Genomic DNA, 26,476 nt, shown 5'->3' on the forward strand with positions numbered 1-26,476 from the left:
GAAATTCAGCTTATCGTGCCGGTCTTGCTTGTGTGAGTTGAAGGATTAGTGATAAATTTGTTGGCTTGAAACTTCAAAAGCATCATATGTTTTATTATGTTGATGTTTCGCAAAACAAAAAATGCCAATGTTCAGGATGAATGGCAAATAATAAATAGGTGGTTGAAGTTGATATCAGTATATTTAGTTGATGATCATGAATTAGTTCGTACAGGGATCCGTCGCCTGTTAGAAGATGAGCGTGGGATAAAAGTCGTTGGTGAAGCACATGACGGTGAAACCGCCGTACAATGGTCTCGCCAAAATGAAGCTGATGTGATTTTAATGGATATGAACATGCCTGGTATGGGCGGTTTAGAGGCGACGCGTAAAATACTGCGTTATCAGCCTGATGCTAAAATAATTGTATTAACGGTACAAACTGAAGATCCTTTCCCGAAAAAAGTCATGCAAGCAGGCGCATCAGGCTATTTAACCAAAGGGTCAACCTCCCCTGAAGTGATCCGCGCGATTAGCCAAGTGTCTCGTGGGCAGCGTTATCTGTCCCCTGAAATTGCCCAGCAAATGGCGTTAAGCCAGTTCGATAGTAGTGATGAAAATCCTTTTACTAGCCTTTCTGAGCGTGAGTTACAAATCATGTTGATGATAACCAACGGTGAAAAAGTGAATGAGATTTCTGAAAAGCTTAATTTAAGTCCTAAAACGGTTAACAGCTATCGTTATCGCTTATTCGCTAAGTTAGCGATTAATGGTGATGTTGAATTGACCCGCTTAGCCATTCGATACAAAATGCTCGACACGGGTTCATTCTAATCAAAGCTTGCGATAACCCGAATTAGGTTGTCGTGATTTTTATTTGTGTCACCATTAACTGTGTTGTAATCAATTATGTCTCACGGGTTCCAATCTAAACCATTCCTTAGCACTGTGACATCATCACCAGGCGTTTATCGTATGTACGATAAACTTGATAAAGTGATTTATGTTGGCAAAGCCAAAGATCTTAAAAAGCGTTTAACCTCTTATTTTCGCGCTAATTTACCCAATGTAAAGACCCAGGCATTAGTGGCTAATATTGATCATATTGATGTCACTGTCACTCACAGTGAAACGGATGCGCTAATTCTAGAAAATGACTATATCAAGCAATACATGCCTAAATACAATGTATTGCTACGTGACGATAAGTCTTATCCTTATATTTTACTGAGTGGTCATAAACATCCGCGTTTGGCTTATCATCGCGGTGCAAAGCGTGAAAAAGGTCATTATTTTGGGCCCTATCCTAACGGTGGTGCTGTACGCGAAAGCCTTAATTTAATGCAGAAGTTATTCCCAATTCGTCAATGTGACGACTTGTACTACAAGTCTCGTTCCTGGCCGTGCTTACAGTATCAATTATCTCGTTGTAGTGCCCCCTGTGTAGGTATTGTGTCTGATGATGATTATCAAGAGCAGGTAAAACTAGCCACGCTATTTTTACGCGGTAAAGATCAACAGGTGATCAGCACCTTAGTTGATAAAATGGAACACGCTGCGATTAACATGGCCTATGAGCAAGCGGCTCAATATCGTGATCAAATTAGTGCCTTGCGTAAAGTGAGCGAACAACAGGAAGTTTCTAATAATAAAGGCGATATGGACGTGATTGGGGTGCATTATGCGTCCGGAGTTGTCTGCTTCCACTTGCTGTTTATTCGAGAAGGTAAGATTTTTGGTAGCCGCAGTTATTATCCCAGTGTGCCAGCCGAGACTGAGTTAGATGAAGTGTTATCATCATTTTTGGGGCAGTTTTATTTAAATGAAGATGTCCAGCGTACAGTACCCAAAGAAGTGATCCTCAGTCATGACTTTGAGGGAATGGAGTTAATCGCAGCCTCAATAGAGCAAGCGTTACAGAAAAAGTTTTCGATAAAAACCCAGGTCCGTGGTGAACGAGCCAACTTTTTACGCTTAGCCATAACCAATGCCAGTAATGCCGTCGCGACTAGGTTGTCGCACAAGAATACTATTGAACAACGATTTAGCCTACTTGAAGAAGCTCTAGAGCTGTCTACGCCAATAAACCGTATGGAATGCTTTGATATTAGCCACACCATGGGGGAGAGCACTGTGGCTTCGTGTGTGGTGTTTAATCGTGATGGGCCACACAAGGCTGATTATCGGCGCTACAATATCAACGGTATAACCGGCGGAGATGACTATGCCGCAATGGAACAAGCGATTGGCCGTCGTTTTGACCGAATTGATGAAACCGGTAAGGTTCCAGATATCTTATTTATTGATGGTGGGTTAGGGCAGCTGCGTATTGCACAAAACATCGTTGATGAAAAATGTGCTCACTTAGCCAAACCACCTTTACTGGTCGGAGTGACTAAAGGAGAAGGGCGCAAAGCTGGGCTGGAAACTTTTGTATTAGGCGGCTCAGAAGAAATTATTCAAATAGCCAGCGACTCACCGGCATTTCATCTTGTTTTGCATATTCGAGATGAGTCACATCGTTTTGCCATCACAGGTCACCGTAATAAGCGCCAGAAAACCCGTAACACTTCAACTTTAGAATCGATAGCGGGTGTCGGCCCCAAAAGACGCAAAGCGTTATTGCAACATTTGGGCGGATTACAGGAAGTAAAGAGTGCTAGCGTGGCAGAATTGACAAAAGTTCCCGGAATTAGCCTAGAAATGGCACAAACGATTCATGACACATTGCGAGGGGGCTAAAATTAAGGCAAGATTGGCGCAGCTTATGAATAATTGGTCTATTTATGCCGTTTAACTTACCTATCGCATTAACACTGTTTCGTTTAGTGTTACTGCCTGTTTTTATATTTTTCTTTTACTTGCCATATACTTGGGCACCTTTCGCTGCGGCATTTATTTTCTGGCTTGCGGCGGTGACAGATGCATTGGACGGCTATGCCGCCCGAAAATTAGGGCAATTAACCCGTTTCGGTGCTTTTTTAGATCCAGTTGCAGATAAGGTGATGGTGTCGACAGCATTAGTCTTGTTGGTTCAGCAAAATGATAATATTTATTTAACTCTAGCGGCATTGTTTATGATTGGCCGTGAGATAGTCATTTCAGCATTACGAGAGTGGATGGCTGAAATCGGTAAACGCGGTGTCGTTGCCGTGTCTTGGATTGGCAAATATAAAACTGCAGCTCAAATGGCCGCAATAGTCGGTTTGATTTGGCAACCTACGCCATTTTTGACGGATATGGCTTATGCGTTGTTCTATGTGGCAGCATTACTTACTTTCTGGTCGATGATAAGTTACATTTCAGCGGCTTGGAATGATTTAACCGCTGAATAGCACATAAATACTTCAATAAGATTATTTAGTGCGCAAACGATAAGTTTTAATAAAAACAGCAATTGACACCAGGGATGAAATCGGTAAAATGCACCCCCGTAGACAAGAGATGAACAGCCGGATAGCCTTGGTGCTTAAAGCGAGTTAATCAGATTTACGCGACATTAGCTCAGTTGGTAGAGCGATACCTTGCCAAGGTATAGGTCATCGGTTCGAACCCGATATGTCGCTCCAAATCCTTTTTTACATGTGGCGCGATGGCAGAATGGCTATGCTGCGGATTGCAAATCCGTCGACCTCGGTTCGACTCCAGGTCGCGCCTCCACTAAATTGCGTTTGATTGTTAATTTATATTGACTATTAAAACAACACTTTGCCCGAGTGGTGGAATCGGTAGACACAAGGGATTTAAAATCCCTCGCTGAATAAGCGTGCCAGTTCAAGTCTGGCCTCGGGTACCATTATTAGACTCACTTTGATATTTCATATCTGGATTGAGTGATGGATAAACCAGCCTCGACATTGCGTCGGGGCTTTTTTATGTCTGTCAGTTTGTAATGTGATTATTTTTTAGAGGGGCAACCCTGCTAGCAAGCACGCCAAAGCAAGCGTGCCACTCTTGGTTATCAGAACAGTCTGGCCTCGGGTACCATTATTAGACTCACTTTGATATTTCATATCTGGACTGAGTGATGGATAAACCAGCCTCGACATTGCGTCGGGGCTTTTTTATGTTTGTCAGTTTATAAAATACTATTTTTATAAATGCTTTTTAAAAGTGCATTGCTAATCTGGTACGCCAAAGCAAGCGTGCCACTCTTGGTTATCAGAACAGTCTGGCCTCGGGTACCATTATTAGACTCACTTTGATATTTCATATCTGGACTGAGTGATGGATAAACCAGCCTCGACATTACGTCGGGGCTTTTTTATGTCTGTCAGTTTGTAATGTGATTATTTTTTAGAGATGTTTTTTAAAAGTGCATTGCTAATCTGGTACGCCAAAGCAAGCGTGCCACTCTTGGTTATCAAAACAGTCTGGCCTCGGGTACCATTATTAGACTCACTTTGATATTTCATATCTGGACTGAGTGATGGATAAACCAGCCTCGACATTGCGTCGGGGCTTTTTTATGTCTGTCAGTTTGTAATGTGATTATTTTTTAGAGGGGCAACCCTGCTAGCAAGCACGCCAAAGCAAGCGTGCTACTCTTCGTTATCAGAACAGTCTGGCCTCGGGTACCATTATTAGACTCACTTTGATATTTCATATCTGGACTGAGTGATGGATAAACCAGCCTCGACATTGCGTCGGGGCTTTTTTATGTCTGTCAGTTTTTAGCGATATTTTTAAGACTGTAGCCCTGAGAAGTTTTAAAAGGAAAGATGAGCTGAAGAATAGACAAGACAAACGGTTAATCGTTTGTCCTGCTTAAAATGATGGTACTGCTTTTAAAACCAATATCTTGGATAGTGGCGTAAAGGGTTTCTTGATAGGTTATTAATCACTAATGCGATAATGAGTAAAATTAATGCGCCTGTGGCAATAGGAGATAGTACGAAATAGTATCCATGATCATTGCCGCCCATTACCGCAATTAGAGCTGTAGCACCGCCTGGTGGGTGCAATGTGCGGGTGAAGTGCATTGCGACAATCGACAATGACACCGCAAGCGAACCCAAAAGTGCGATATCTAGTGATAAGTATTGTTGTAACGATACGCCAATAAAAGCAGATATAATGTGCCCACCGAGTAAATTTCTTGGTTGGGAAAAGTCTGCTTGAGGCGCGCCGTAAATTAATACTGCAGATGCGCCAAATGACCCGACTAAAAACATGCTTTGCAGGATATCGATATCTGAAATTCGGTTCAAAATAGAAATGCTATATATACCGATAAATGCGCCAACCCAAGACCAGGCAACTTTTGAAAATGGCATTCTCGGAGGGCAAATAGCCCCACCTTTCATTCTTGAAAAAACGACTTTGATCATAAGATAAACACTTCACTCAGTACTGCTGTTGCACATTTAATATCATTATTGGTACCAAACATCTGAATCCGCTTGGCGTGTTAATGACAATTATAAATCAGAGGTTATTCACAACAAAAATTATCCAGATTAATGTGATTTCAACTCTAAACATGCTTGATTTTAAGCAAGTTACCATCTCCTGTTGTGAGTATGGCTGCGCAATTTATCAGGTAGCATAGGGTAAAGCAACGGCTGTTTCTTGTTGGTTTTTATCAATATTCGGGACAAAATTGATAAATAAGGGATTTCTTAACTTACTTAGGTTTCTAATCATTTAAATATAAATTATATCCATTAGTTAGAGATGAGGCTGGCTCATATTGTACGTGAGGCTTATTCATATTGACGCCTGTTTTTATGATTGACTTAGGTACTTGCTGAGGTGACGTAAAATTGTGCAGATAAAAGATGGTGATATTGATTTTAGCTTCGATATGTCAGTGATTGATTTATCAGGTAATCACTGACATATCGGCCGGTAATAAAGCTAAATAACCTCAGTTTGAGATAATAATCTCTTATTAAATAATAACTTCTATTGCTAGGCGTGTTAATGCTTTTTGTTGTTAAAATAAATGACAAGTTTGCTACAAAATAAGCTAAATCTATTGGATTTAGCTTATTGAGCCCACCTTATACCCAAGTTGAGGTTAAATATAACGAGTGGAGTGTAGTCACATTCACATTATGATCAAAGCACAGATCATTGCTAATATTTATATCATTGCCATTAATTGCGGATAAAACTCACTGTCTAACTGTGCTATTTCAGTTTGCTCTTTAAGTACAGCAGATAGAATTTCATGGCTTGTTAAAGGATTCGCTAATACGACTCGGAATACAGTTGTGGCTTGGCGTTGATAAATTGCGGGTCGAATACGGGTGCGTGACACAAAAGATTTACCCTGTTCACGTTGATGTTTCTGAATAAACTGGGTTAGTCCATCAAGTAATTCATTGATGGTGGCTATTTTCTTTAAATTATTATTTTTGACCGCTTGGTTTAGTAAAGATTGTACTTGTTGGGGAACATAGCGGTAAGTTAACAGGCAAAGCTCTGGCTCAGTCACTAATTCAAACTCAGCGTGTTGCTTGATCAGCTGTGCAAAGTAACGGGCTTTCTCTAAGCTGTTATTGATTAATATTTCATAGCCTTCTTGGCCAATAATTTGCAAACATGCGTGGACTAACATCGCCATACCAGGACGAGAACCTTCTAAGGTTTGGCTGCCGAGGTCTTTTGAACCGACACGGAGAATATATTCCGCATGATGAGCAATTGCATGAGCCAGTTCAGGATTTTTAAATAGCACCATACCCGCACCCATAGGTACATACATTTGTTTGTGGGCATCAATAGTCACAGAGTCCGCCAGTTCAATCCCTTTAAGTAAATGGCGATACTTATTTGACAATAAACTGGCACCGCCCCAGGCTGCGTCAACGTGAAAATGGCAGTCCAGTTCAGCGGCTAGTTTGGCTAACTCGGTTAATGGGTCAACATTTCCGGTCTCTGTGGTGCCTGCAACGCCCACAATCGCCATCACTTTGATATTACTTTGTTTAAGCTTTAACGCTGCTTGGCGCATGGCAGATACATCGACTTTGTTATTGTCATCTGTAGGGATGCTAATAATATTGTCTCGGCCAATACTAAGTAAGTCAGCCGCTTTACCTAAGGAATAATGACCCCGTTCAGACACTAGAATAGCCAAGTCATCATAGCCATAATGACGCAGAGCTTTAAGCATGCCTTCGCGGCCGACACCTTTGAAACTGCCTTGTGCTTTTAACACTTGATTACGTGCTATCCACAGCGCAGTAATATTTGCCACAGTACCACCAGAGCAAAATGCGCCTAAAGAATGATTGGCGCTGTGCATCCATTGTTGATAAAACGGCTCGTCTTGGTCATAAATTAAATGATGCATCATACCTAAAACCTGGCGTTCAAGCGGAGTAAAGGCTTTAGATGTTTCTATTTTAACGAGATTTTGATTAAGCCCAACCATCATTTTAGACAAGGGCAATACAAAATAGGGTAAAGCTGAGGTCATGTGGCCAATAAAACTGGGGGCTGATGTGTGCACCGAGTGTGCCACCAAATTTTGCATAATCTCATCAGTGTAATCCGATACAAAACGAGGCATGCTAGGAATTTCATACGCCTGAAAGTCCGTTTCTATGTCTGCTAATGGTTTTTCTAATGCGGCAATGCTATTTCCCAGAAAACCTGCGAGGTCTTGGGAAAGCTTTTGTTCGATAATACTTAAGGTCGATTGAGCATCTTCTGGCACAGTAAAAATGCGCAATAAACTTTGTTCTGATGCGTCAGCTTGACGGGTTATATTCGAGGTCATTTAGGCTTGCCGTTATAATAAAAATGCGCCCAATGAGTATTGATTAATCTTGATAGAAGTACAATAACACTCATTGACGAAATGAGGGGGCTAACTTTACTTTATGGCTTTGTTTGCTTCAAGTTTTTATCTTCACTGCCAGCAGGATAATGGTCATATTTATGTTTCAGCTTGATTTAACCATAACGCTATAGCTTGAATTTGATGAGTGCCACAATATTTGCTGAGGTGCACGCTGGCATCAGTTTGCACTTCATCTGTGGAGTAGGCACCGGAGAATGGAAAATACAATAGTCATGTACGCCATGATAGCATTGGCACGTTCACCTAAACTGCCAATAATAGCTATTTATTGCAATCAGGTTATTATAATCAGAGTATTGAATGAGTCTTAGTTGACGATTTTTAACTCATTTAATATGCTTAGTTTATCTATGGCCAACTGAAACGTTCAATTAACGCACTAAAGCCATGTTTATCGGTATGCCTGCACTAAATAGCAGTCAGTTATGCTACTATTAGCCACTAATTAGCCACTAATTAGCCACTAATTTTTGTGCTGTTTTAATTAAAGAATAACATTTATTATTTAATTAACGTTTTGGTGCAAAGTGTTATTTTTTAAGGGAGACATTATGTCTATTAAGACAAGTATCAACCCGCCAGTATTTTTCTCTTCAGTTATTCTTATCACTATGATGGTTTTACTATGCGCCATCGCCCCGACTGAAGCCAGCCAGTTTTTTAAATCAGTACAACACTGGTTAGAAGTTAAAACAGGTTGGATGTATATACTCGGCGTTGCCATTTTTTTGGTTTTTATCATTTTTGTCATGATGAGCCGCTTTGGAGATATTAAGCTGGGACCAGAGCATTCTGTGCCTGATTATAGCTATAAAAGTTGGATCGCCATGCTGTTTTCAGCAGGTATGGGCATAGGACTGATGTTCTTTGGTGTTGCAGAGCCTGTAATGCATTACCTGGCGCCACCCGATGCTACACCCGAATCTATTAAAGCGGCCAAAGATGCGCTAAAAATTACCTTTTTCCATTGGGGAATTCATGCATGGGCAATTTATGCCGTGGTGGCGTTGTCACTAGCCTATTTCTCATATCGTCATAAACTGCCTTTATTACCTCGCTCCGCTTTATACCCGTTAATTGGCGAGAAAATTTATGGGCCAATCGGCCATGCCGTTGATACTTTTGCGGTACTGGGCACCATGTTTGGTGTGGCGACTTCATTAGGTTTTGGGGTGCTGCAGATAAACTCAGGTTTGAGCTATCTTATTGATGGCCTGCCTAATAACACTACAGTGCAGGTGGTGTTAATTGTGATCATTACAGCCATTGCGACGTTATCGGTGTTTTCTGGTCTCGATAAAGGGGTGAAACGTTTAAGTGAGTTGAACTTAGGGTTAGCATTATTATTGATGTTATCAGTATTAGTGTTGGGTCCAACGGTGTTATTGATGCAATCTTTTGTGCAAAATACCGGTGGATATTTAAGTGAGATTGTTGGTAAAACTTTCAATTTATATGCCTATGAGCAAAAAGATGACTGGATAGGCGGCTGGACGCTATTGTATTGGGGCTGGTGGATTTCATGGTCTCCTTTTGTGGGCACCTTTATTGCGCGCGTGAGTCGTGGACGAACTATTCGTGAGTTTTTAATCGGGGTGTTATTTGTACCATCAGCGATTACTTTCTTATGGATGACAGTATTCGGTAATACAGCAATCGATGCGATAGCAAATCATGGTGCGACGTATTTATCTGAAGCGGTATCGAGTGATGTATCCGTTGCACTATTTAAGTTCTTTGAGCACATGCCATTCTCGACTATTTTGTCAACAATAGCCGTCTGTTTGGTGGTGACATTCTTTGTGACATCATCTGATTCTGGCTCTCTGGTTATCGATAATTTAACTTCAGGTGGTGACAATAACGCACCTGTTTGGCAGCGTATATTTTGGGCGGCATTACAGGGTGTTGTAGCATCTGTGTTATTGCTGGCAGGTGGTTTACAAGCGTTACAAACCGCTGCTATAGCCAGTGCTATGCCGTTTTTAATCGTGATGCTATTAATGTGTGTCGGTCTGTATAAAGCGTTAAAAGATGATTGGCTTAAAATTAACAGCGTACAGTCACACAATACTAGTGTGCAATATGTTAAAGCTAATATGACCTGGCAAGACAGGTTAGATGTTTTAGTGTCTATGCCCAGTAGAGATGATGCGCAAACATTTCTGGATACCATAGCTCAACCTGCTTTAACTGAAATGAGAGAGACCTTAATAAAAAAAGGCCAATTGGCTGATATTATTTTTAAGGATGAACGAGTTAGGTTAGTGATAGGCCCTGACGATCCATTGTCATTTGTATATGGTCTTCGTGTTCGAGCTTACACAGTAACAGGCACAACAGAAGGAAATATTAACTCTGATCAAGCCTATTATCGTGTCGAAGTATTCCTTGAACATGGTGGCCAGCAATATGATGTTATGGGATACACTCAAGAGCAAATTACAGCGGATATAGTGACGCAATATGAACGTTATTTACATTATGTGCATTTATCCCATGCGGAACTTGTCGATTAATCGACACTAATTAAGGCACATTTGTGCATTAGTAAAACAAAATCATTGCCCCAAGCGATAAGCCTTATTATCCTTGGGGCAATTTATTTGTGGTGAGGTTATATTGACATGGCTGGTGAGAGTAAATTAGATAAAGTATTGGCTGAAGCAAGAGATTATAAAGCCAAGCGTGAAACAGGTTATCGTGAACAGGCGTTAAAACTTTACCCTTGGGTGTGTGGCCGCTGTACTCGCGAGTTTACTCATAAAAACTTGAGTGAGTTAACCGTGCATCATCGTGATCATAACCATGATAATAATCCATCGGACGGCACCAACTGGGAACTATTGTGTTTGTACTGCCATGATAATGAGCATTCACGTTTTGAAGAGTTGATTCGTTACGGTAGTACCACAGAAACTAAACAAGATGCAGCAACCCATAATCCGTTTGCGAATTTAAAATCGATGATGAAAAAGTAATCTTATTTATTCATAGTGCCGATAAACATATCAGCTTGAATGCCGCTATGGGTCAAGCTGAATGCTATATTCAAGTTGGCTCAAGCGTCTCAGTTATTACATTAATTTGATTTTTAATGCTTGCCGCGACTTGTGGCAGCACTTTGATTTAGTACTTTGATCTAGTACTTTGATCTAGCACTTTAAATTAGCACTTCAAATGAGGTCGCTGAGATAAGAGAACGATCAATGTCGACAGTGTCACTTAGCAAGCGGGGGTTACTTCCAGCCTTGAAGCCAAATATTATCGTCTTTTAAATCTTGCCAATTGAGTGGCATTGTCCGTTTGGTCATCACAGCTTCAATTACGCATGCAATAACGCAATCTTGTTCATCAAATTCAATTTCAGTCACTAAAAAATGTTTTTCTTTATGGCTAGGTTTAACGGCAGTCCACTTACTATTGAGTAGTTTTGCAGGATTAATTTTGTTCATTACACAGTCTCTATATTTTTCAGCAGATAATGGCGTTATAGCCAGAAAAGGTCGAATAGCCTATTTAACTCTCTGATATTTACTGGTTGAAATACAAATCAGATCAATAAACACGCTTAACTTTCTCACAAAGGCCGATATTGACTATGTTAAGTTGTGTAATACTGTCTAATTAAAGCAGTCTTTTTTCAGCATCTAACCATTTAGCTCTTGATAACGCTTGGCTATTTTTACTGTCAGCAAACTGTAATTTACGCGATTCAAGCTGATTTAAAATTTGTTGTTGTTGCTCATCATTGGCCTGTGACCAGATAACAATTTCATCGATATGTCGATAACAGCCCATACAAAAATCATCTTCATTTAAGCCACATCGTGCCACACAAGGAGAGTGCATTAAATTTACCTGCCTATTTTTCGGTAATCATAGGTTTGGATATTATCATGTTTAAAATTGAGCTGTTACAATTGCAGTTACCGATTTGCTAATGTGTTAACTGTCATTATGACCCAACAGGTTCAAATATCTCAGCAAGATAGTGCGTTAACGCAATCTGCAGCGTCCCCTCAAAAAGAGGTTATAAAGCAAGATTACGCCACTCGGCTAGGTGAATTGTCGACGCTATTAAGGTTAACTCAACCTTTATGGCAGGTGGTGGCGTTTGATTGCAAGCACTTACCTTGGCAGCAAGCATTTCCGACATTAGCTGCAAAGTTATGGCACATTCCAGACGCGGATATTGATCTTATAGACAGTAATCCCTCATTATTGTTAAGCCGTTTACTGCCTGCATTACAGCAGGATTTTCAAGCAGCCAAACAGCAGCAGACTTTAAGTTTACTGCCGTTACTAAAGTGTCATGCCTATGAGTTGGCTGCCAAAATAAATCAGCCAATTGATGAGTCTTCACTCAAACATTTTCGTGGCCATATTAAAGGCCGTAAATGGCAGCAAATTATGGCTTTTACCGAACGTGTTTTTGCCGAACAGATTGCTGACTACACAGATACTGATAACAATGACCATCTTCCTGTACTTGAGTGGTGCGCGGGGAAGGGGCATTTAGGCCGATTAATAGCCAAAACACAACAGCGTTCAGTGACCAGTTTAGAGTGGCAACAGGATCTCTGTGAACAGGGGCAGTCTTTTGCTGAACAATGGCAGTTAGACCAGCAATTTATTTGTGCAGATGCGTTTGCCGATGTTGGCGTAAAGCGTTCGCCGATTACGTCCAAGCAACATGCTGTGGCTTTACATGCTTGTGGCGATTTACATGTTCGTTTGCTTCGTTTGGCGAGTGAAGCAGGCACCCAGATTATTTCAATTTCTCCCTGTTGTTATCATTTGATCCAAGATAGCCATTATCAAGCATTATCAAGTACCGCAAAACAAGCTGAATTGAGCTTGTCTCGGCATGACTTACAATTGCCATTACAGCAAAGTGTGATTGCCAATCAAAAACACAATGCCCTAAGACAACAAGAAATTGCATGGCGTTTAGGGTTTGATAGTTTGCAGAGAATGGTGCGTCAAACGGATCAATATTTGCCTGTACCTACCATCAAGCAAAGTCAGTTAGCAGGCAAGTTTAGTGACTTTTGTTTTTGGGCGGCGGCCCAGAAAAATATATCGATACCCAGTGATACTATTTTTGATGATTATCTTCAGCAAGGGGTCACTCGCCAAAAACTAACTCAACGGATCGATTTGGTCAGGCACTTATTCAGACAAGCTATCGAGCAATGGTTGTTATTAGATAGAGTGTGTTTTTTAACCGAACAAGGTTATAAGGTAACACTGACGCAATTTTGTCCAACTGAAGTTACCCCAAGAAATGCCCTAATTCATGCCCATAAAACACATTTGGTTTAATTTATGCTATTAAGCTTTTGTTTAAACTGTTTTATTTTATAAAAGTCTGATTGATTCAGTTATCTAGCGCAAACTTAACTAACAGCAAGCGAATAATTAAATAGCAAAACTCAGTGAGTTTTAACGGTTTTTTATTGCAGTTTTAAGCCATTCTTGTTCAAATGTCGGGTTATTAGTGAATGACAACAAATCAAGCCACCTAACAGTGATGTTAATCTAATAACATCTTGGTATTAATGACCCTGTGCTTTGGATATGTAAACCAAATCTGAGTGGTATTGAATAAAAGTGAACAAATGGTTTAATGAAATACTCTCGTGTGTTTATCAATAGTCTGGCTTATGAGCTAGCGCCTCAAATCGTCTCAAGTCTGGATCTCGAATCTCGTCTTGCACCTTTATATCAAAAGTTTCGTATTCCTATGGGGCAACTTGCAGCCTTAACTGGCATCACTGAACGTCGTTGGTGGCCCAAAGGTTATCGACTCTCTGACGGTGCAATTGCCGCTGCAAATAAAGCCGTTAATGAAACTGGCATCAATGTGAGCGACTTAGGGGCTGTGGTTTATACCGGAGTGTGTCGTGATCAACACGAACCCGCTACAGCTTGCCGTATTGCAGCTAAGTTAGGCGTGTCTAAAGACACCGCTATTTATGATATCAGCAACGCATGTTTAGGTGTTTTATCCGGTATTTTAGATATTGCTAACCGTATTGAGCTAGGACAAATTAAAGCCGGTATGGTGGTGTCCTGTGAATCTGCGCGCGATATCGTTGAAGCCACCATTGACCATATGTTAGCTGAGCCCACTATGCAAAATTTTGCTCAGTCATTAGCAACCTTAACCGGTGGCTCTGGCGCGGTGGCAGTGATTTTGACTGATGGCAGTTTACCGCTTAAAAATACCCGTCAGCACCAATTATTAGGCGCAAGTCATCTTTCTGCGCCTGAACATCACAATTTATGCGAGTGGGGCTTACAAGAAGCCGGCCATATGTTGTACCGCGAGTTTATGCGTACCGATGCGGTAACCTTGTTAAAAGAAGGCGTCGACTTAGCTAAACACACCTGGGATCACTTTCTTGAACAACGTGATTGGGTGGTGGAGCAAGTTGATAAGGTTATTTGCCATCAGGTAGGTGCATCTAATCGTAGGCAAGTGTTGAATGCGTTAAATATTCCGCAAGAAAAAGAATATCCAACCTACCAAACCTTAGGCAATATGGGCACGGTCTCATTGCCTGTTACTGCGGCAATCGCCCATGATGAAGGTTTTTTATGTCAAGGTGATCAGGTTAGCTTTTTAGGTATAGGCAGTGGTTTGAACTGCATGATGTTAGGGATTAAGTGGTAAAAATCCCTTATTAATTGAACACAACTCATTGAAGATAAAAAAATAAGCATTCAATAGGACACATCATGACGTCGCATATAGAACAACTAAAAGCGCTATTACCATTTAAACATCATTTTTTAGACCGCAATGGTCATCAGCTGCATTACATTAATGAAGGCTTGGGTGAGCCTGTTGTTATGGTGCATGGTAATCCAAGTTGGAGTTACTATTATCGTAATTTAGTCAGTGCCTTAAGTGTTGACCATCAATGTATTGTGCCAGACCATATGGGTTGTGGCTTGTCTGACAAACCCAATGATCCTGATTATGATTATACCCTTAGTAATCGTATTGATGATTTAGAAGCGTTATTAGACAGTTTAGACATTACTGAAAACATCACTTTAGTGTGTCACGATTGGGGCGGGATGATAGGCACAGGGTTTGCCGCGCGTCACCCTGAGCGGATTAAACGGTTAGTGTATTTAAATACCGCAGCGTTTCATTTGCCAAAATCTAAGCCGTTTCCCTGGGCATTGTGGATTTGTCGCGAAACCTTATTAGGCACCTTATTAGTGCGCGGTTTAAACGCTTTCTCAGCTGCGGCATCTTATGTGGGTGTTAAACGTAAGCCGATGGATAAAGCGGTACGTGAAGCCTATGTTGCGCCGTTTAACTCGTGGAACAATCGTATTTCGACCATTCGTTTTGTGCAAGATATTCCATTAAAAGCTGGCGATCGTAACTTTGATTTAGTCACTGATATTGGTGACAGCTTAGCTAAATTTGCTGATGTGCCCACTTTGATTTGTTTTGGGCTACAGGATTTTGTGTTTGATAAACATTTTTTAGCTGAGTGGCGAGTGCGTATGCCCCATGCTGAAGTGCATGAGTTTGAAGACTGTGGACATTATATTTTGGAAGACGCCAGTGATGATGTTATTGAGCTAATCCAAAGATTTATCAAACAAAACTAAAGGCTCTTCGGAGCCTTTTTCATTAAAGACTTAAGCATTTTTATCGGTAATAACGGCAAATTGATTTAATTGGCATTATTTTTTATTCCACTTTGATTAAGTAACTCAGCTATTTATGACTAACATAACATCTTTGCCTGATCCTACAGCGGTTCAGCACACCCAGCCTGACTCAGTGATTGAATATGCTAATTTGTGTCAGCATTTAGTAAATGCCGCTATGCATAGTCCTGATTTATTAGCGGTTGCCGTGCAACAGGCTAAAGGTCACGGACAATATCAATACCAAGAGTTAACCTTTGCCGAACTGGATAAACAATCCGACGAGATGGCCTATAAGCTAAACGCAGCAGGTATTAAACGGGGCATGAAAGCGGTATTAATGGTGACGCCAAGTATCGCTTTTTTTAATCTCACTTTCGCCCTTTTTAAAGCCGGTATTATTCCTATTTTAGTCGACCCAGGCATGGGGGTTAATAATCTAAAGCAATGCTTTATTGAAGCCAAACCTGACGCATTTATTGGTATTCCTAAAGCGCATATAGCAAGGCGTGTACTCGGTTGGGGTAAAAAGTCAGTCAAGTATTGCATTAATGTGGGCGGTAATAGAATTCAGCGCTGGCTAGCCGGTTGCCTCAGTATTGAGTCGTTAAAGCAGGTCAATGGTACCCAGTACAATCGTTATCCCATGGTGAGATTAGCCGAAGATGACATGGCTGCAATTCTGTTTACCAGTGGCAGTACCGGCACGCCTAAAGGCGTAGTTTACAGTCATAAAATGTTTGAGGCTCAAATCAGTGCCTTAAAAAATGACTATGGCATTAGCGTCGGCGAACGCGATCTAGCCACTTTTCCGCTGTTTTCTTTGTTTGGCCCCGCATTAGGCATGGCATCTATTGTGCCAGACATGGACGCCAGTAAACCTATTACCGCTAACCCTGCACATTTATTTGCCGCCATAACCCAATATCAATGCAGTAATATGTTTGTTAATCCGGCATTACTTGAGCGTTTAGGCAAAGCGGGTGAGTTAAGTCAGCACAAATTATCCAGCGTAAAACGGGTAATATCCGCCGGTGCGCCGGCAACCATTTCTTCCATTAAATGTTTTAGCCACATGCTTAACCAAGGGGTTGAGGTATTAAACTCTTACGGTGCCACAGAGTCTTTACCCATCAGTAAAATAACCAGCAATGCATTGTTTGCTACCACTGAGCAAACAGATAACGGCGGCGGGATATGCGTTGGCAAAGCGATTGACGGCGTTGAGCTAGCGATAATCGATATTACCGAAGCTGCCATTACAAATTGGGATAGCAGCTTAGCATTACCAGCCAATCAAATAGGGGAAATTGTGGTTAAAGGCCCTATGGTGAGTCAGCAATATTATCAACGCGATAGCGCCACTGTTAGCGCCAAAATAGCTGATGGCTCTGTTGTGCGTCATCGTATGGGCGATGTTGGCTACCTTGATGATAATGGCTTATTGTGGATGTGCGGCCGTAAAGCACACCGAGTCGATGCCACAGTGGCTGGGGTATTGAATAAGCGCTATTTTTCTATTCCCTGTGAGCGAGTATTTAATACTCATCCACAAGTCATGCGGTCGGCTTTAGTGGCGGTTAATGTTAATGGTAATATTGTGCCACTTTTGTGTATTGAACTTGATAAAGCCATCGTGTGTTCAACCTCAAAAGTGCTTTATCAACAACTGCTTGAACTTGCGATTAAATATTCACATACCCAAGGGATTAATCGCTTTTTAATTCATCCCGACTTTCCAGTTGATGTGCGTCATAATGCTAAAATATTTCGTGAAAAACTGGCCGTTTGGGCACAAAAAAAGTGGAAAGAGTAATGATAGTAAATACACCCGCTTTGAGCGATTATCATGTTGATGAAAAAGCCGCGTTACAAAAGCTAAAACACACAGTCTCTAAGGTGTTTGTCACGGGCGCAGGCGGATTTTTGGGCTTTGCCATATGTCAGCGCCTAGTTGCAGTGGGTATTGAGGTTGTCGGCTTTGCCCGCGGTGATTATCCAAAGCTGAAAAACATCGGGGTTAATTTAGTTCAAGGTGACATTGCTAATTTACCGCATTTAAAGCATGCGATGCAGGGGTGCGATTTAGTGTTTCATGTAGCCTCAAAAGCGGGAGTCTGGGGCAGTAAACAAAGCTACTTTTCACCGAATGTTGACGGTGCCCAGAATGTCATTACCGCATGTCAGGACTTAGGCATTCAAGCTGTAGTTTATACCAGCACCCCAAGTGTGACCTTTGCTGGCGTCGATGAAAATGGCATTAATGAGCAAGCTCCCTATGCCAAACACTACTTAAACTATTACGGTGAATCTAAGGCTATTGCCGAAAAAATGATGCTTGAGGCGAATAGTGCCACGTTAAAAACCACTGCACTGCGACCACATCTTATCTGGGGGCCAAGCGATCCTCATCTTGTTCCCCGAGTGATTGAGCGTGCTAAAGCAGGGCGCTTAAAGCTTGTTGGTCGACAAGATAAGTTAGTCGATACCATTTATGTTGATAATGCGGCCTATGCCCATATTCTAGCTGCGGTTGATTTAACCTCAGCGGCCAAGTCCGCAGGTAAAGCGTATTTTTTAAGTAATGATCAACCAATTACCATGGCGCAAATGCTCAATAAAATACTCGCCTGCGTCGACTTGCCGCCGGTTAGCAAGCGAGTACCTGCAGGGCTAGCCTATGGCGTTGGGGCACTGCTTGAATCGGTTTATTTGGCATTAAATAAAACCGAAGAGCCGATAATGACCAAGTTTGTCGCCAAGCAGTTATCAACCAGTCATTATTTTGATATAAGCGCCGCTAAGCAAGATTTAGGCTATCAGCCGTTGATATCGATTGATGAAGGCATGCAGCGATTAGCTGATTCGCTAACCAGTGCGCTGTAGTTTATGCCGTTAATCAGTTCGCTACACGTTTGACACACAGGCGGATATGCAGACTTTAGTGTAATTTACTGTTCATCCTTTTAAGGTATGCTGCTAGCTAATTTACCGTCGCGCCTTATTTACTATCAATACTATAAGGAAGTAGTGTTATGAATATCACACCCGTTATTTTATTCTCAAGCGCCCTATTATTAGCTTGCCGCCGCAGTCTATTGCTGATTATTACTAGTTTGACTATGATTCAAGTAGGGCATGCTATTCCGTTAAATGATCAGCTTGAAGCGTTTTATGCCGAAAAAAATCAAGTTAACACTCACACTTTGGTTGGCACATGGGAGTTAATCTCAGGCCAATATCTTGACGATAAACAGCAGTGGATCGATTATAAAAGTCTGCATTTAACGTCGCTCAAAATCATATCTAAAAGTCATTTCAGTTTTACCACGATGAAGTCTGTCCAGGGCACTAAACAATTTTGGGCAGCAGGAACCGGCACTTATCAGCTTACCGACAAATTTTATATCGAAAAACCTGCACTGAATTCATTTGGAGTCGCTGAAGATGAAAGCTTCAAATTTGAATATCAGCTTAAGCAAAACCAATTACATACAAAGCGTATTGAAAATGGTGTGTTAAAAGAACAAGAAGTGTGGCAACGAATTTAATCAAAACGCGTTATGTGGGTTTGTTAAAGGTGGGGCAATAGGGATTGTTTAAGTTGTTCTCGAATCGAGCCTAATAACCGATTATTTTCATAAGTTCGCCTGCTTTTATTTATATTTTCGTTTTCATACAGTTGTAATTGTTTCAGGCTGATTGACCAGTCATCAGGTTGTAAATCATTCATAGGTAGTAGGTGCTATTAAGGCGGTTTTTTGATAAGTTGTTTATTCTATAAGTATTTTTTAGCATGGAAGTAGAGAAATAATATTCAAAATTTTTTGCACGCTTTATTTTGCGATTATTGAGGTGAAAAGTACTTTACATCAATGATATAGTAAATGTAGTATTTTATTAATCAATAACTTAAACGACCGACATTGAATGATGCGCCGTTGAATAAGCTGTTAGGTCTTAGGTTGAGGTTCCCAATGCGTTTGATACTTACCGCGATTCTTATGCTTCAGCTCTCATCTTGCGCTTCCTTGCCAAAGGGTCCACTCATGTTGACAAGCTCTGATTTCTTTCACCTGAAGTTTCTCGAAGGTCGTTGGGAAGGAACGGGACCTGATGGAAAACCATTCTATGAAGAGTACAGCTTTTCAAGTGAATCACAGATGGAATCGAGTCGTTTTGCAGATTCGAGTTTTCGCGAGGTGAAAGACGGTAGCTCTGTGACGTTGAAAGAAGGTCGAATCACTTCACAGTGGAATGAGTTCACTTGGTCGGCCTCAACGATTTCGCCAGGCAAAGCTTGTTTCGAGCCGATCAACGCACCAAGTTCGTTCTGTTGGGAAAGTACTTCTGACTCTACGGTTGAGGTCACGCAACGCTGGAAGGACGAGAGCGGGACCGAGCAGAAGTATGTAGTTCCCATGCGTCGGCTTTAGGACCTAACATGGCGCTAAAGACAGTATTTTGAGATACAGGCTAACGAGATACTATGGCGTCAATAGTTAATTTTATACTTTTGGCGCTTCCCATAAAACGCCATCTCTTAACATCGAATTTAAGATCACAACCCTCTTTCTAATACAGGTAATAATAGCCACTTTCTTTGGTTTTACTGCCGCAACTAACCGCTGATAAGTCTCTTTGAAATCAGATTGTGGCAATGTCACGAAGGTGAATCATGATGATTTGCGAGCCGACCGTCCGCCCCATGGACGAGGTGGTTGAGCTATAGGGATATACTTGTGCGTGTCGGTGAGTGAATGTCATGGTTCGCCTGTAAAGTGAACTTAGACGGTTCTAGTTTGATCTTGGCCAAGTCCCACGAGTTATTGGCTTATCAGAGTAGCATTGCATCACCACTCTGTAACATTGTATTTACATATTCTTCATAGATTATTTTGCTTATCCATATTGGTTATATCTTATTCCACTGTATCTTGAATCGACTCACTACTTTAAAACTACTACAACTAAAGTGAGCTAGGAGAACAAGATGCAAGACAACAAGCAAGCCAAATGGAATTTGGCGACATTAGCAATTCATGGTGGTCATCAGCGTGAAGCCTTTGGTGCCCTAGTGACCCCACTTTACCAAAGTGCCACATTTGTATTTGATAGTGTAGAACAAGGTGGGGCTCGCTTTGCCGGAGACGAAGCTGGCTATATTTATACTCGTTTAGGTAATCCCACTACTTCAGAGCTTGAGCGTAAAATGGCGTTGCTAGAAGGAGCCGAAGACGCAGCGGCTTGTGCCTCTGGTATGGCTGCGGTATCAAGCGCGCTACTTACGCATTTACAAGCAGGTGATCATTTAGTCGCTTCTAAAGCTGTTTATGGTTGTACCTTTGCATTAATGACAACCCAATTAAGCCGTCTAGGCATCAAAGCAACCTTAGTCGACTTTGCTGATTTAGCAGCGATTGAAGCCGCTATTACCCCACAAACCAAAGTGCTTTTCTGTGAAACTCCAGTTAACCCCCATTTAGATGTGTTTGATTTAGCTGCCATGGCCAGTATTGCTAAAAAGCATAAGCTGGTGTCGATTGTTGATAACACCTTTATGACGCCGTTATTGCAACAACCATTGGCGATGGGGATTGATATGGTGATCCATAGCGCGACTAAATATCTTAATGGTCATGGTGATGTGATAGCTGGCATAGTCTGTGGCAGTAGTGAGCATTTACATAAACTGAAATACGAAATATTAAAAGATTTTGGTGGGGTTATTTCTCCCCACGATGCATGGCTTATTTTACGCGGTTTAAAAACCTTAGATGTGCGTTTAGCACGTCATTGTGACAATGCTGAAGTATTAGCAGAGTATTTAGATAAACATCCTGCATTTGGTAAGGTATTTTACCCAGGCCTTGCTAAACATGCCGGACACAAATTTATTGGTACGCAAATGAAACGTGCTGGTGGCGTTATTGCCTTTGAGCTAAAGGGGGACAAGCAAGATGCGATGAAGTTTGTTAATCGTCTAGGTCTGTTTACCATTGCGGTGAGTTTGGGCGATGCCGAGTCACTTATTCAGCACCCAGCATCGATGACCCATTCACCTTATACACCTGAAGCTAGATTGGCAGCCAGGATAACTGATAACCTGTTACGGATTTCGGTTGGTCTTGAAAACGTTCAAGATCTGATTAATGACATTGAGCAAGCACTAAGCTAATTGCTAGATGTTAAATATAAGATTTTATTGGTCTTATGTTAATTGTGTCAGTTGCGTATGTAGTCAGTGGATAGAATAATTGCAGCTTGTATCCAACTTGCTGCATAAGTTCTGGCACGATATCAACAAAGTGAGTTCTTGGCAGTTTTCGATTCAATATCTCAGCACCTAATACACCGTGGCAGCAGCAACAATCCCAAACCTGCTCGGGGGGATCATATTGATAATTTGACCCAAACGGTGACTGAGCTTCATATTATCAATTTCAGTCAACTTGATTTAAAAAACAGGATTGCAACGGCAAAAATACTGGTTCGCTAGCGCAGATAATCTCGATTTATATAGATATTAGCGTGATTCTTCCATAAAATGGCAAGTTAACTTTTTTGCCGCTATCTTGACCATTTTCAGCGGCGCACTTGGGTGTAATGAATGTCGGCTAAACTGTTTAATCTTCCTATCAAGTTGTCTCACGAATTATTGGCTAAATTGTTTACAGCCATTCAAATTCAAAAGGCGCAAAACTACCTGATCCAGGGGCGAGTATTGGAAGTCACCGCTAGCCACGATAACCATAATATAGAAGCTTATACCCAAGGTGCAGCAGATGAGCCGTATCGACAAGACATCAGTTTAGTCAACGTGAACCATAAAGTGATTATGCGCTCTTATTGTACCTGTCCTGTTAGGCGAGACTGTAAGCATGTTGCCGCGGCCTTATTGGCATTAATAGATAATAAGCCGGTTGAAGAGCAAAGAGTTTCCCAGTGGTTAACCCAGCTAAATGGGTTAGATAAACCCCACGCTAATTATGATGAGGAAGCCATACCCGAGCGCATTATTTACTGTTTATCTAGTGATCCCCAAGGCGTGTATGTTGAGTTAAAAAGTAGCAAGCTAAATAAAAAGGGCATGTACAATCGCGGCAGTAAACTGACCATTAGTGATTTACGTTTGCATCTGCCTTGGTGGGTAGGCCCTGAAGATAAGCAAATTATCGGTTTATTATTTGCCAATAATTTGCAAGGTAATAAGGTTTACCTTGAAGGCGAGATTGGTTACTTAGCCTTAATGAAAATGATGCAAGCGGATGTGGCTTTTTGGGAGGATAACCGTTTCCCACTGGCTACCTGTGACAGTATTACCCCTGAATTTATCTGGGCTGATATGGAAAAAAATCACACTCAAATGCAGATGACTATGCCAGGACTAAACAACTGGGAGTTTGTTGCGACTGAGCCGCCATTATTTATTGAACTCGATTATTTGAAACTAGGGCAAATTGACACTGACTTGTCGGTTAGTCGACTCTCTTTACTGCAACAAATGCCACCCGTGCCAAAAGGTAAATTGGATGACATTAGCCATGCTTTATTAAAACATTTTCCATCGAAAATAGTGCCTATTCCAAGTGAAATTGAATTTAAAGAAATTAGCCAAACCCTGAAAGCTCGGCTGACATTTTGTTTAATTAATCGCACTGACAGCGTGTTAAAACAGCCAGCAATACGGGTTGAATTTTGCTATGGCGATATCCGTTTTGATGCCAGCGAGCAGTTTGAACACATCAGTTTGCTTAAAAAAAATAATGTGCAATATCAGGTCCACCGTCAAGTTGAGCATGAACAGCAACGCTTGAGTGAACTATATGAGCTGAATTTATTTCCGGTGTTAAATGAGCTTTTAGATTTAAGCCAGAACAAACGCTATTTTGTCAGCCAAGGTTTATTGCCCGAAGCCATTTTTGCTTGGGCTGAACTGTCCACCGACGGCGCTGACGAACTGATTGAAAAAGGATTTGATGTTCGCTTTGATAATGACTTTGACTTACACATTATTGATGCAGAGCTTGCAGTAGACCTAGTTGATGAAGATGAATCAGGTTGGTTTTCACTGTCGTTAACCGCTGATATTGATGGCCAACGTATTTCATTGTTAGCGCTGGTGGCAAAATGGTTGCAACAACATGGTGAACCCGATGATGAACAAGAGCTGATATTACCCAGTGACAATGGCCGCTTTATTAAAATTAAAGCCAAAGCGATTAAGCCATTGATTTCTGTTATTCAAGAGTTGTTTAATCGCAATTCATCCGATGCTATTCAAATTCCTCGCAATCGCGCCCATTTGTTAAATGATCTTACCGCCAGTGAAGTGCGGTTACTGAATGGCGAGCGCATACGTTTGCTTGCCAGTAAGTTAGCCTCGTTTAACGGGATAACGCCAATTGAATTGCCCGACGGGCTGAATGCCACTTTACGAGATTATCAAAAGCAAGGCGTAGACTGGTTGTGCTTCCTTAAGGAATACCAACTCGGTGGCATTTTGGCAGATGACATGGGTTTAGGTAAAACGGTTCAGGCGTTAGCTTTTTTATTGTATGTGAAACAGCACACCGCCGTTAATGATCGTAAACCGAGCCTGATTATTTGCCCAACTAGTTTGGTGGGTAACTGGCAAAAAGAAGCTGAAAAGTTCACCCCAAGTTTAAAAGTGATTGTGATACACGGTAGTCAACGCCATCAATGGTTAACCAAGCTAGAGCAGTATGATGTGATAGTAACCACTTACCCATTAATTATGCGTGATGAAGATATTTACCATGAACATGTTTTTGAGCACATTATATTAGATGAAGCTCAGCAGATTAAAAATGCTCAGGCTAAAGTCACTCAAGTGATTAAAACCTTGAAAGGGCGCTTTAGATTATGTTTGTCAGGTACGCCGCTGGAAAATCACTTAGGTGAACTGAAATCATTAATGGATTTTTGCTTGCCTGGGCTGCTTGGCCAACATACCTATTTTAATAAAGAGTTTAGAGGCCCAATCGAAAAACAAGGTGATGCGGACAAGTCGACTTTATTAAGCAAACGTATTTCACCGTTTATGTTAAGACGGACGAAAAAGCAGGTTGTGGCAGAATTGCCGGAAAAAACTGAAATTATTCAATCATTGGAACTTGAAAAAGATCAGCGAAATTTATACGAGTCTATCCGTCTGGTGATGGAGAAAAAACTGCGTGAATTGTTTGCTAAAAAAGGCGTGTCGAGTAGTCATATTGAGTTTTTAGATGCGTTATTAAAACTGCGTCAGGCCTGCTGTGATCCTAGACTAGTCAAATTAGAACAAGCACAAAAAGTAACTGATAACGCTAAGTTGAACTGGTTAGTTGAAAACTTGCCAGAAATGTTAGAGGAAGGCCGCAAAGTACTTATTTTTAGCCAATTTACTTCAATGTTAACCCTGATTGAACAAGAGCTTAACGTATTAGGTATTGCCTACAGTAAGTTAACCGGCCAAACCAAGCAGCGTCAAAATCAAATTGATGCGTTCCAAGAAGGTGATAACTCAGTATTTTTGATTAGCTTAAAAGCTGGTGGCACAGGGCTTAATTTAACCGCAGCGGATACCGTGATCCATTATGATCCGTGGTGGAACCCTGCGGCAGAGCGTCAAGCAACTGATAGAGCGTACCGTATTGGTCAACAAAACCCCGTTTTTGTGTATAAGTTAATTGCAGAGGGGACGGTTGAAGAAAAAATTCAAGCGATGCAACAACATAAACAAGGGTTAGCTGATTCTATTCTGTCTGATGGCCAAAAAGGGCCTTGGAAAGGCAGTGCTGATGATTTATTGGCATTATTACGTTAGTGAGACAGGAGTAATTTATGCGCTATTTTAAGAAAGCATGCGTTTTAATGACATTTTTATTATTAGGGTGTACTGATTCAAATGTCCCTAAAGTGCTATCTGCTCAAACAGCGGATGAAAATATTCATACTATTCAAATACAATGCTCAGAGGTCTGGTATCAACAGGTTGAAACGCGGTTAACCTCAGGGGACGGTCAAGGCCACGGGCCAGATCTTGGTAGTGAAGAATGGCAAAGTGTTATCGAATTTAAGTTAGGGATAAGAGGCGACAGCTCAGTGCCTCAACGCAATACTGATCAATGGTGCACTTTTATCGACGGACTGCTTCAGCATTGATAAACCTGGTATGTTTATAGTCATAGTATTCTAGTGATCATAACGTTTTTATAACTATGGTATTTTTATAGCAATAGCATTTTAATCGTCATGTGTATTTTTGTTATCAGCGACAGTATTAGTGCTGTGCTTTATTCGCTGCTGCAATACTTGAAGGTATAAATGAACATCATATTACTCACCCATCAACGAGAACTAGGCCGTGAAACCAATACGGGTAGGTTGGTTAGTGCCGTGATGTTGAACCAAGTTAATGTGGTTATATGGGATAGAGTTAAACCAAATCGATATTTACTCGACCTTATTGCCGGTCAAAAGGTGGGGTTATTATTTCCCAAACAAGAACATAGCGGGTTGAATGATATTCAAGCACCACAGCAATGTTTTGTTGATATCGATAGTGACAATGCCCACCAATTAGCCGCATTTAGCCATGTAATTTTGATTGATTCAACATGGCAAGAAGCTCGCAAGATATATAATCGAAGTGATTATTTGCATCAATTGACTAAAATCACCTTAGACAATGAACACCCATCGACTTTTAGCCTGAGAAGAAATCAAATTGAAGGAGGGCTGTGCACCGCAGAATGTGCTTGTTTGCTGTTATCTTATTCTGGGCAGTATAAAGAGGCGAGTGAGTTACGGGAAAAGCTAGCGAATTTCAATCCCAAAGGTGAGAGGGGTGAAAGTTATAAATAAATTTAGGCAAGTTCCATTTGCCCAAATTTCAATCACAAGATAATTCATTTGTTAATATAATGTTAAGTGGTGGTGCAATGCAAGGGCTTTACAAAAAAACCGCTAATCTGCAAGACAGATTAGCGGTTT

The 26,476-nt window shown here is 41.2% G+C and carries 20 protein-coding genes, 3 tRNA genes and 1 pseudogene; 19 read left to right on the plus strand and 5 right to left on the minus strand.

Features of this window, described 5'->3' with window-relative positions; genetic code table 11:
* Positions 1–168 precede the first annotated feature (168 nt).
* The 6 genes from uvrY to L0B17_RS07855 all read left to right on the plus strand — a co-directional run bounded on the left by uvrY (position 169) and on the right by L0B17_RS07855 (position 3,775).
* Complete coding sequence (gene uvrY / locus L0B17_RS07830) at positions 169–813, plus strand: UvrY/SirA/GacA family response regulator transcription factor (protein WP_235089065.1); 645 nt, start codon at positions 169–171, stop codon at positions 811–813.
* 75 nt (positions 814–888) lie between these two features.
* A complete protein-coding gene (uvrC, locus tag L0B17_RS07835) occupies positions 889–2,721 on the plus strand; it encodes an excinuclease ABC subunit UvrC (RefSeq protein ID WP_235089068.1) in 1,833 nt (610 codons plus the stop codon).
* A 44-nt stretch (positions 2,722–2,765) separates the two neighbouring features.
* Entirely contained in the window at positions 2,766–3,314 is a 549-nt protein-coding gene (pgsA, locus tag L0B17_RS07840; protein WP_235089069.1) for a CDP-diacylglycerol--glycerol-3-phosphate 3-phosphatidyltransferase, read from the plus strand.
* 158 nt (positions 3,315–3,472) lie between these two features.
* Positions 3,473–3,548: transfer RNA gene (locus tag L0B17_RS07845), tRNA-Gly, on the plus strand.
* Positions 3,549–3,565: 17 nt separating this feature from the next.
* A tRNA-Cys gene (locus L0B17_RS07850) sits at positions 3,566–3,639 on the plus strand.
* 50 nt (positions 3,640–3,689) lie between these two features.
* A tRNA-Leu gene (locus L0B17_RS07855) sits at positions 3,690–3,775 on the plus strand.
* A 991-nt stretch (positions 3,776–4,766) separates the two neighbouring features.
* Here L0B17_RS07855 and L0B17_RS07860 read toward each other — a convergent pair.
* The gene (locus L0B17_RS07860; protein WP_235089687.1) at positions 4,767–5,306 is read right to left on the minus strand and encodes an HPP family protein; all 540 of its coding nucleotides are present in this window, start codon (positions 5,304–5,306) and stop codon (positions 4,767–4,769) included.
* 761 nt (positions 5,307–6,067) lie between these two features.
* Positions 6,068–7,711 (minus strand): pyridoxal-dependent aspartate 1-decarboxylase PanP, encoded by a 1,644-nt coding sequence (gene panP, locus L0B17_RS07865; RefSeq protein ID WP_235089070.1) that lies wholly within the window; start codon positions 7,709–7,711, stop codon positions 6,068–6,070.
* Between the two features lie 635 nt (positions 7,712–8,346).
* On the opposite strand from panP, the gene L0B17_RS07870 reads away from it, so the two are divergent.
* A complete protein-coding gene (locus L0B17_RS07870) occupies positions 8,347–10,314 on the plus strand; it encodes a BCCT family transporter (protein ID WP_235089071.1) in 1,968 nt (655 codons plus the stop codon).
* A 108-nt stretch (positions 10,315–10,422) separates the two neighbouring features.
* Positions 10,423–10,776 carry a YajD family HNH nuclease gene (locus L0B17_RS07875; RefSeq protein ID WP_235089072.1) on the plus strand — a complete coding sequence of 118 codons (354 nt, stop codon included), beginning with the start codon at positions 10,423–10,425 and terminating at the stop codon, positions 10,774–10,776.
* A gap of 258 nt (positions 10,777–11,034) precedes the next feature.
* Here L0B17_RS07875 and L0B17_RS07880 read toward each other — a convergent pair whose 3' ends face one another.
* Together L0B17_RS07880 and L0B17_RS07885 are read right to left on the minus strand one after the other, a co-directional pair.
* Positions 11,035–11,250, minus strand: a complete 216-nt coding sequence (locus L0B17_RS07880; RefSeq protein ID WP_235089073.1) for a TIGR02450 family Trp-rich protein — start codon at positions 11,248–11,250, stop codon at positions 11,035–11,037.
* Positions 11,251–11,422: 172 nt separating this feature from the next.
* Positions 11,423–11,647 carry a DUF1289 domain-containing protein gene (locus tag L0B17_RS07885; protein WP_235089074.1) on the minus strand — a complete coding sequence of 75 codons (225 nt, stop codon included), beginning with the start codon at positions 11,645–11,647 and terminating at the stop codon, positions 11,423–11,425.
* Positions 11,648–11,755: 108 nt separating this feature from the next.
* On the opposite strand from L0B17_RS07885, the gene L0B17_RS07890 reads away from it, so the two are divergent.
* The 7 genes from L0B17_RS07890 to L0B17_RS07920 all read left to right on the plus strand — a co-directional run bounded on the left by L0B17_RS07890 (position 11,756) and on the right by L0B17_RS07920 (position 19,914).
* Positions 11,756–13,123: a methyltransferase gene (locus L0B17_RS07890; protein WP_235089075.1), complete on the plus strand. Its 1,368-nt coding sequence runs from the start codon at positions 11,756–11,758 to the stop codon at positions 13,121–13,123.
* A gap of 304 nt (positions 13,124–13,427) precedes the next feature.
* A complete protein-coding gene (locus L0B17_RS07895) occupies positions 13,428–14,477 on the plus strand; it encodes a 3-oxoacyl-ACP synthase III (protein WP_235089081.1) in 1,050 nt (349 codons plus the stop codon).
* A 65-nt stretch (positions 14,478–14,542) separates the two neighbouring features.
* The gene (locus L0B17_RS07900; protein WP_235089083.1) at positions 14,543–15,436 is read left to right on the plus strand and encodes an alpha/beta fold hydrolase; all 894 of its coding nucleotides are present in this window, start codon (positions 14,543–14,545) and stop codon (positions 15,434–15,436) included.
* Between the two features lie 115 nt (positions 15,437–15,551).
* Positions 15,552–17,294 (plus strand): olefin beta-lactone synthetase, encoded by a 1,743-nt coding sequence (gene oleC, locus L0B17_RS07905; protein ID WP_443019927.1) that lies wholly within the window; start codon positions 15,552–15,554, stop codon positions 17,292–17,294.
* The gene (gene oleD, locus L0B17_RS07910) at positions 17,294–18,364 is read left to right on the plus strand and encodes a 2-alkyl-3-oxoalkanoate reductase (protein WP_235089087.1); all 1,071 of its coding nucleotides are present in this window, start codon (positions 17,294–17,296) and stop codon (positions 18,362–18,364) included. The genes oleC and oleD overlap by 1 nt, the downstream gene beginning before the upstream one ends.
* Before the next feature lie 149 nt (positions 18,365–18,513).
* Entirely contained in the window at positions 18,514–19,029 is a 516-nt protein-coding gene (locus L0B17_RS07915) for a hypothetical protein (protein WP_235089089.1), read from the plus strand.
* A 498-nt stretch (positions 19,030–19,527) separates the two neighbouring features.
* Positions 19,528–19,914 carry a hypothetical protein gene (locus L0B17_RS07920; RefSeq protein WP_235089091.1) on the plus strand — a complete coding sequence of 129 codons (387 nt, stop codon included), beginning with the start codon at positions 19,528–19,530 and terminating at the stop codon, positions 19,912–19,914.
* A 72-nt stretch (positions 19,915–19,986) separates the two neighbouring features.
* On the opposite strand, the pseudogene L0B17_RS18275 reads toward L0B17_RS07920, so the two are convergent.
* A pseudogene (locus L0B17_RS18275) lies at positions 19,987–20,124 on the minus strand (IS110 family transposase); the annotation flags it as partial.
* 347 nt (positions 20,125–20,471) lie between these two features.
* Between L0B17_RS18275 and L0B17_RS07925 the strand changes: the two are divergent.
* From L0B17_RS07925 to L0B17_RS07940, 4 genes are all read left to right on the plus strand, one after another.
* Positions 20,472–21,656 carry a trans-sulfuration enzyme family protein gene (locus L0B17_RS07925; protein WP_235089092.1) on the plus strand — a complete coding sequence of 395 codons (1,185 nt, stop codon included), beginning with the start codon at positions 20,472–20,474 and terminating at the stop codon, positions 21,654–21,656.
* A 432-nt stretch (positions 21,657–22,088) separates the two neighbouring features.
* Positions 22,089–25,307, plus strand: a complete 3,219-nt coding sequence (locus L0B17_RS07930; RefSeq protein WP_235089095.1) for a DEAD/DEAH box helicase — start codon at positions 22,089–22,091, stop codon at positions 25,305–25,307.
* A 47-nt stretch (positions 25,308–25,354) separates the two neighbouring features.
* The gene (locus L0B17_RS07935; protein WP_235089096.1) at positions 25,355–25,645 is read left to right on the plus strand and encodes a hypothetical protein; all 291 of its coding nucleotides are present in this window, start codon (positions 25,355–25,357) and stop codon (positions 25,643–25,645) included.
* Between the two features lie 162 nt (positions 25,646–25,807).
* Positions 25,808–26,347 (plus strand): tRNA-uridine aminocarboxypropyltransferase, encoded by a 540-nt coding sequence (locus L0B17_RS07940; RefSeq protein WP_235089098.1) that lies wholly within the window; start codon positions 25,808–25,810, stop codon positions 26,345–26,347.
* The last annotated feature ends 129 nt before the right edge of the window (positions 26,348–26,476 follow it).

It is taken from the genome of Shewanella sp. OMA3-2 (genome assembly GCF_021513195.1).
Taxonomy (GTDB): domain Bacteria; phylum Pseudomonadota; class Gammaproteobacteria; order Enterobacterales; family Shewanellaceae; genus Shewanella.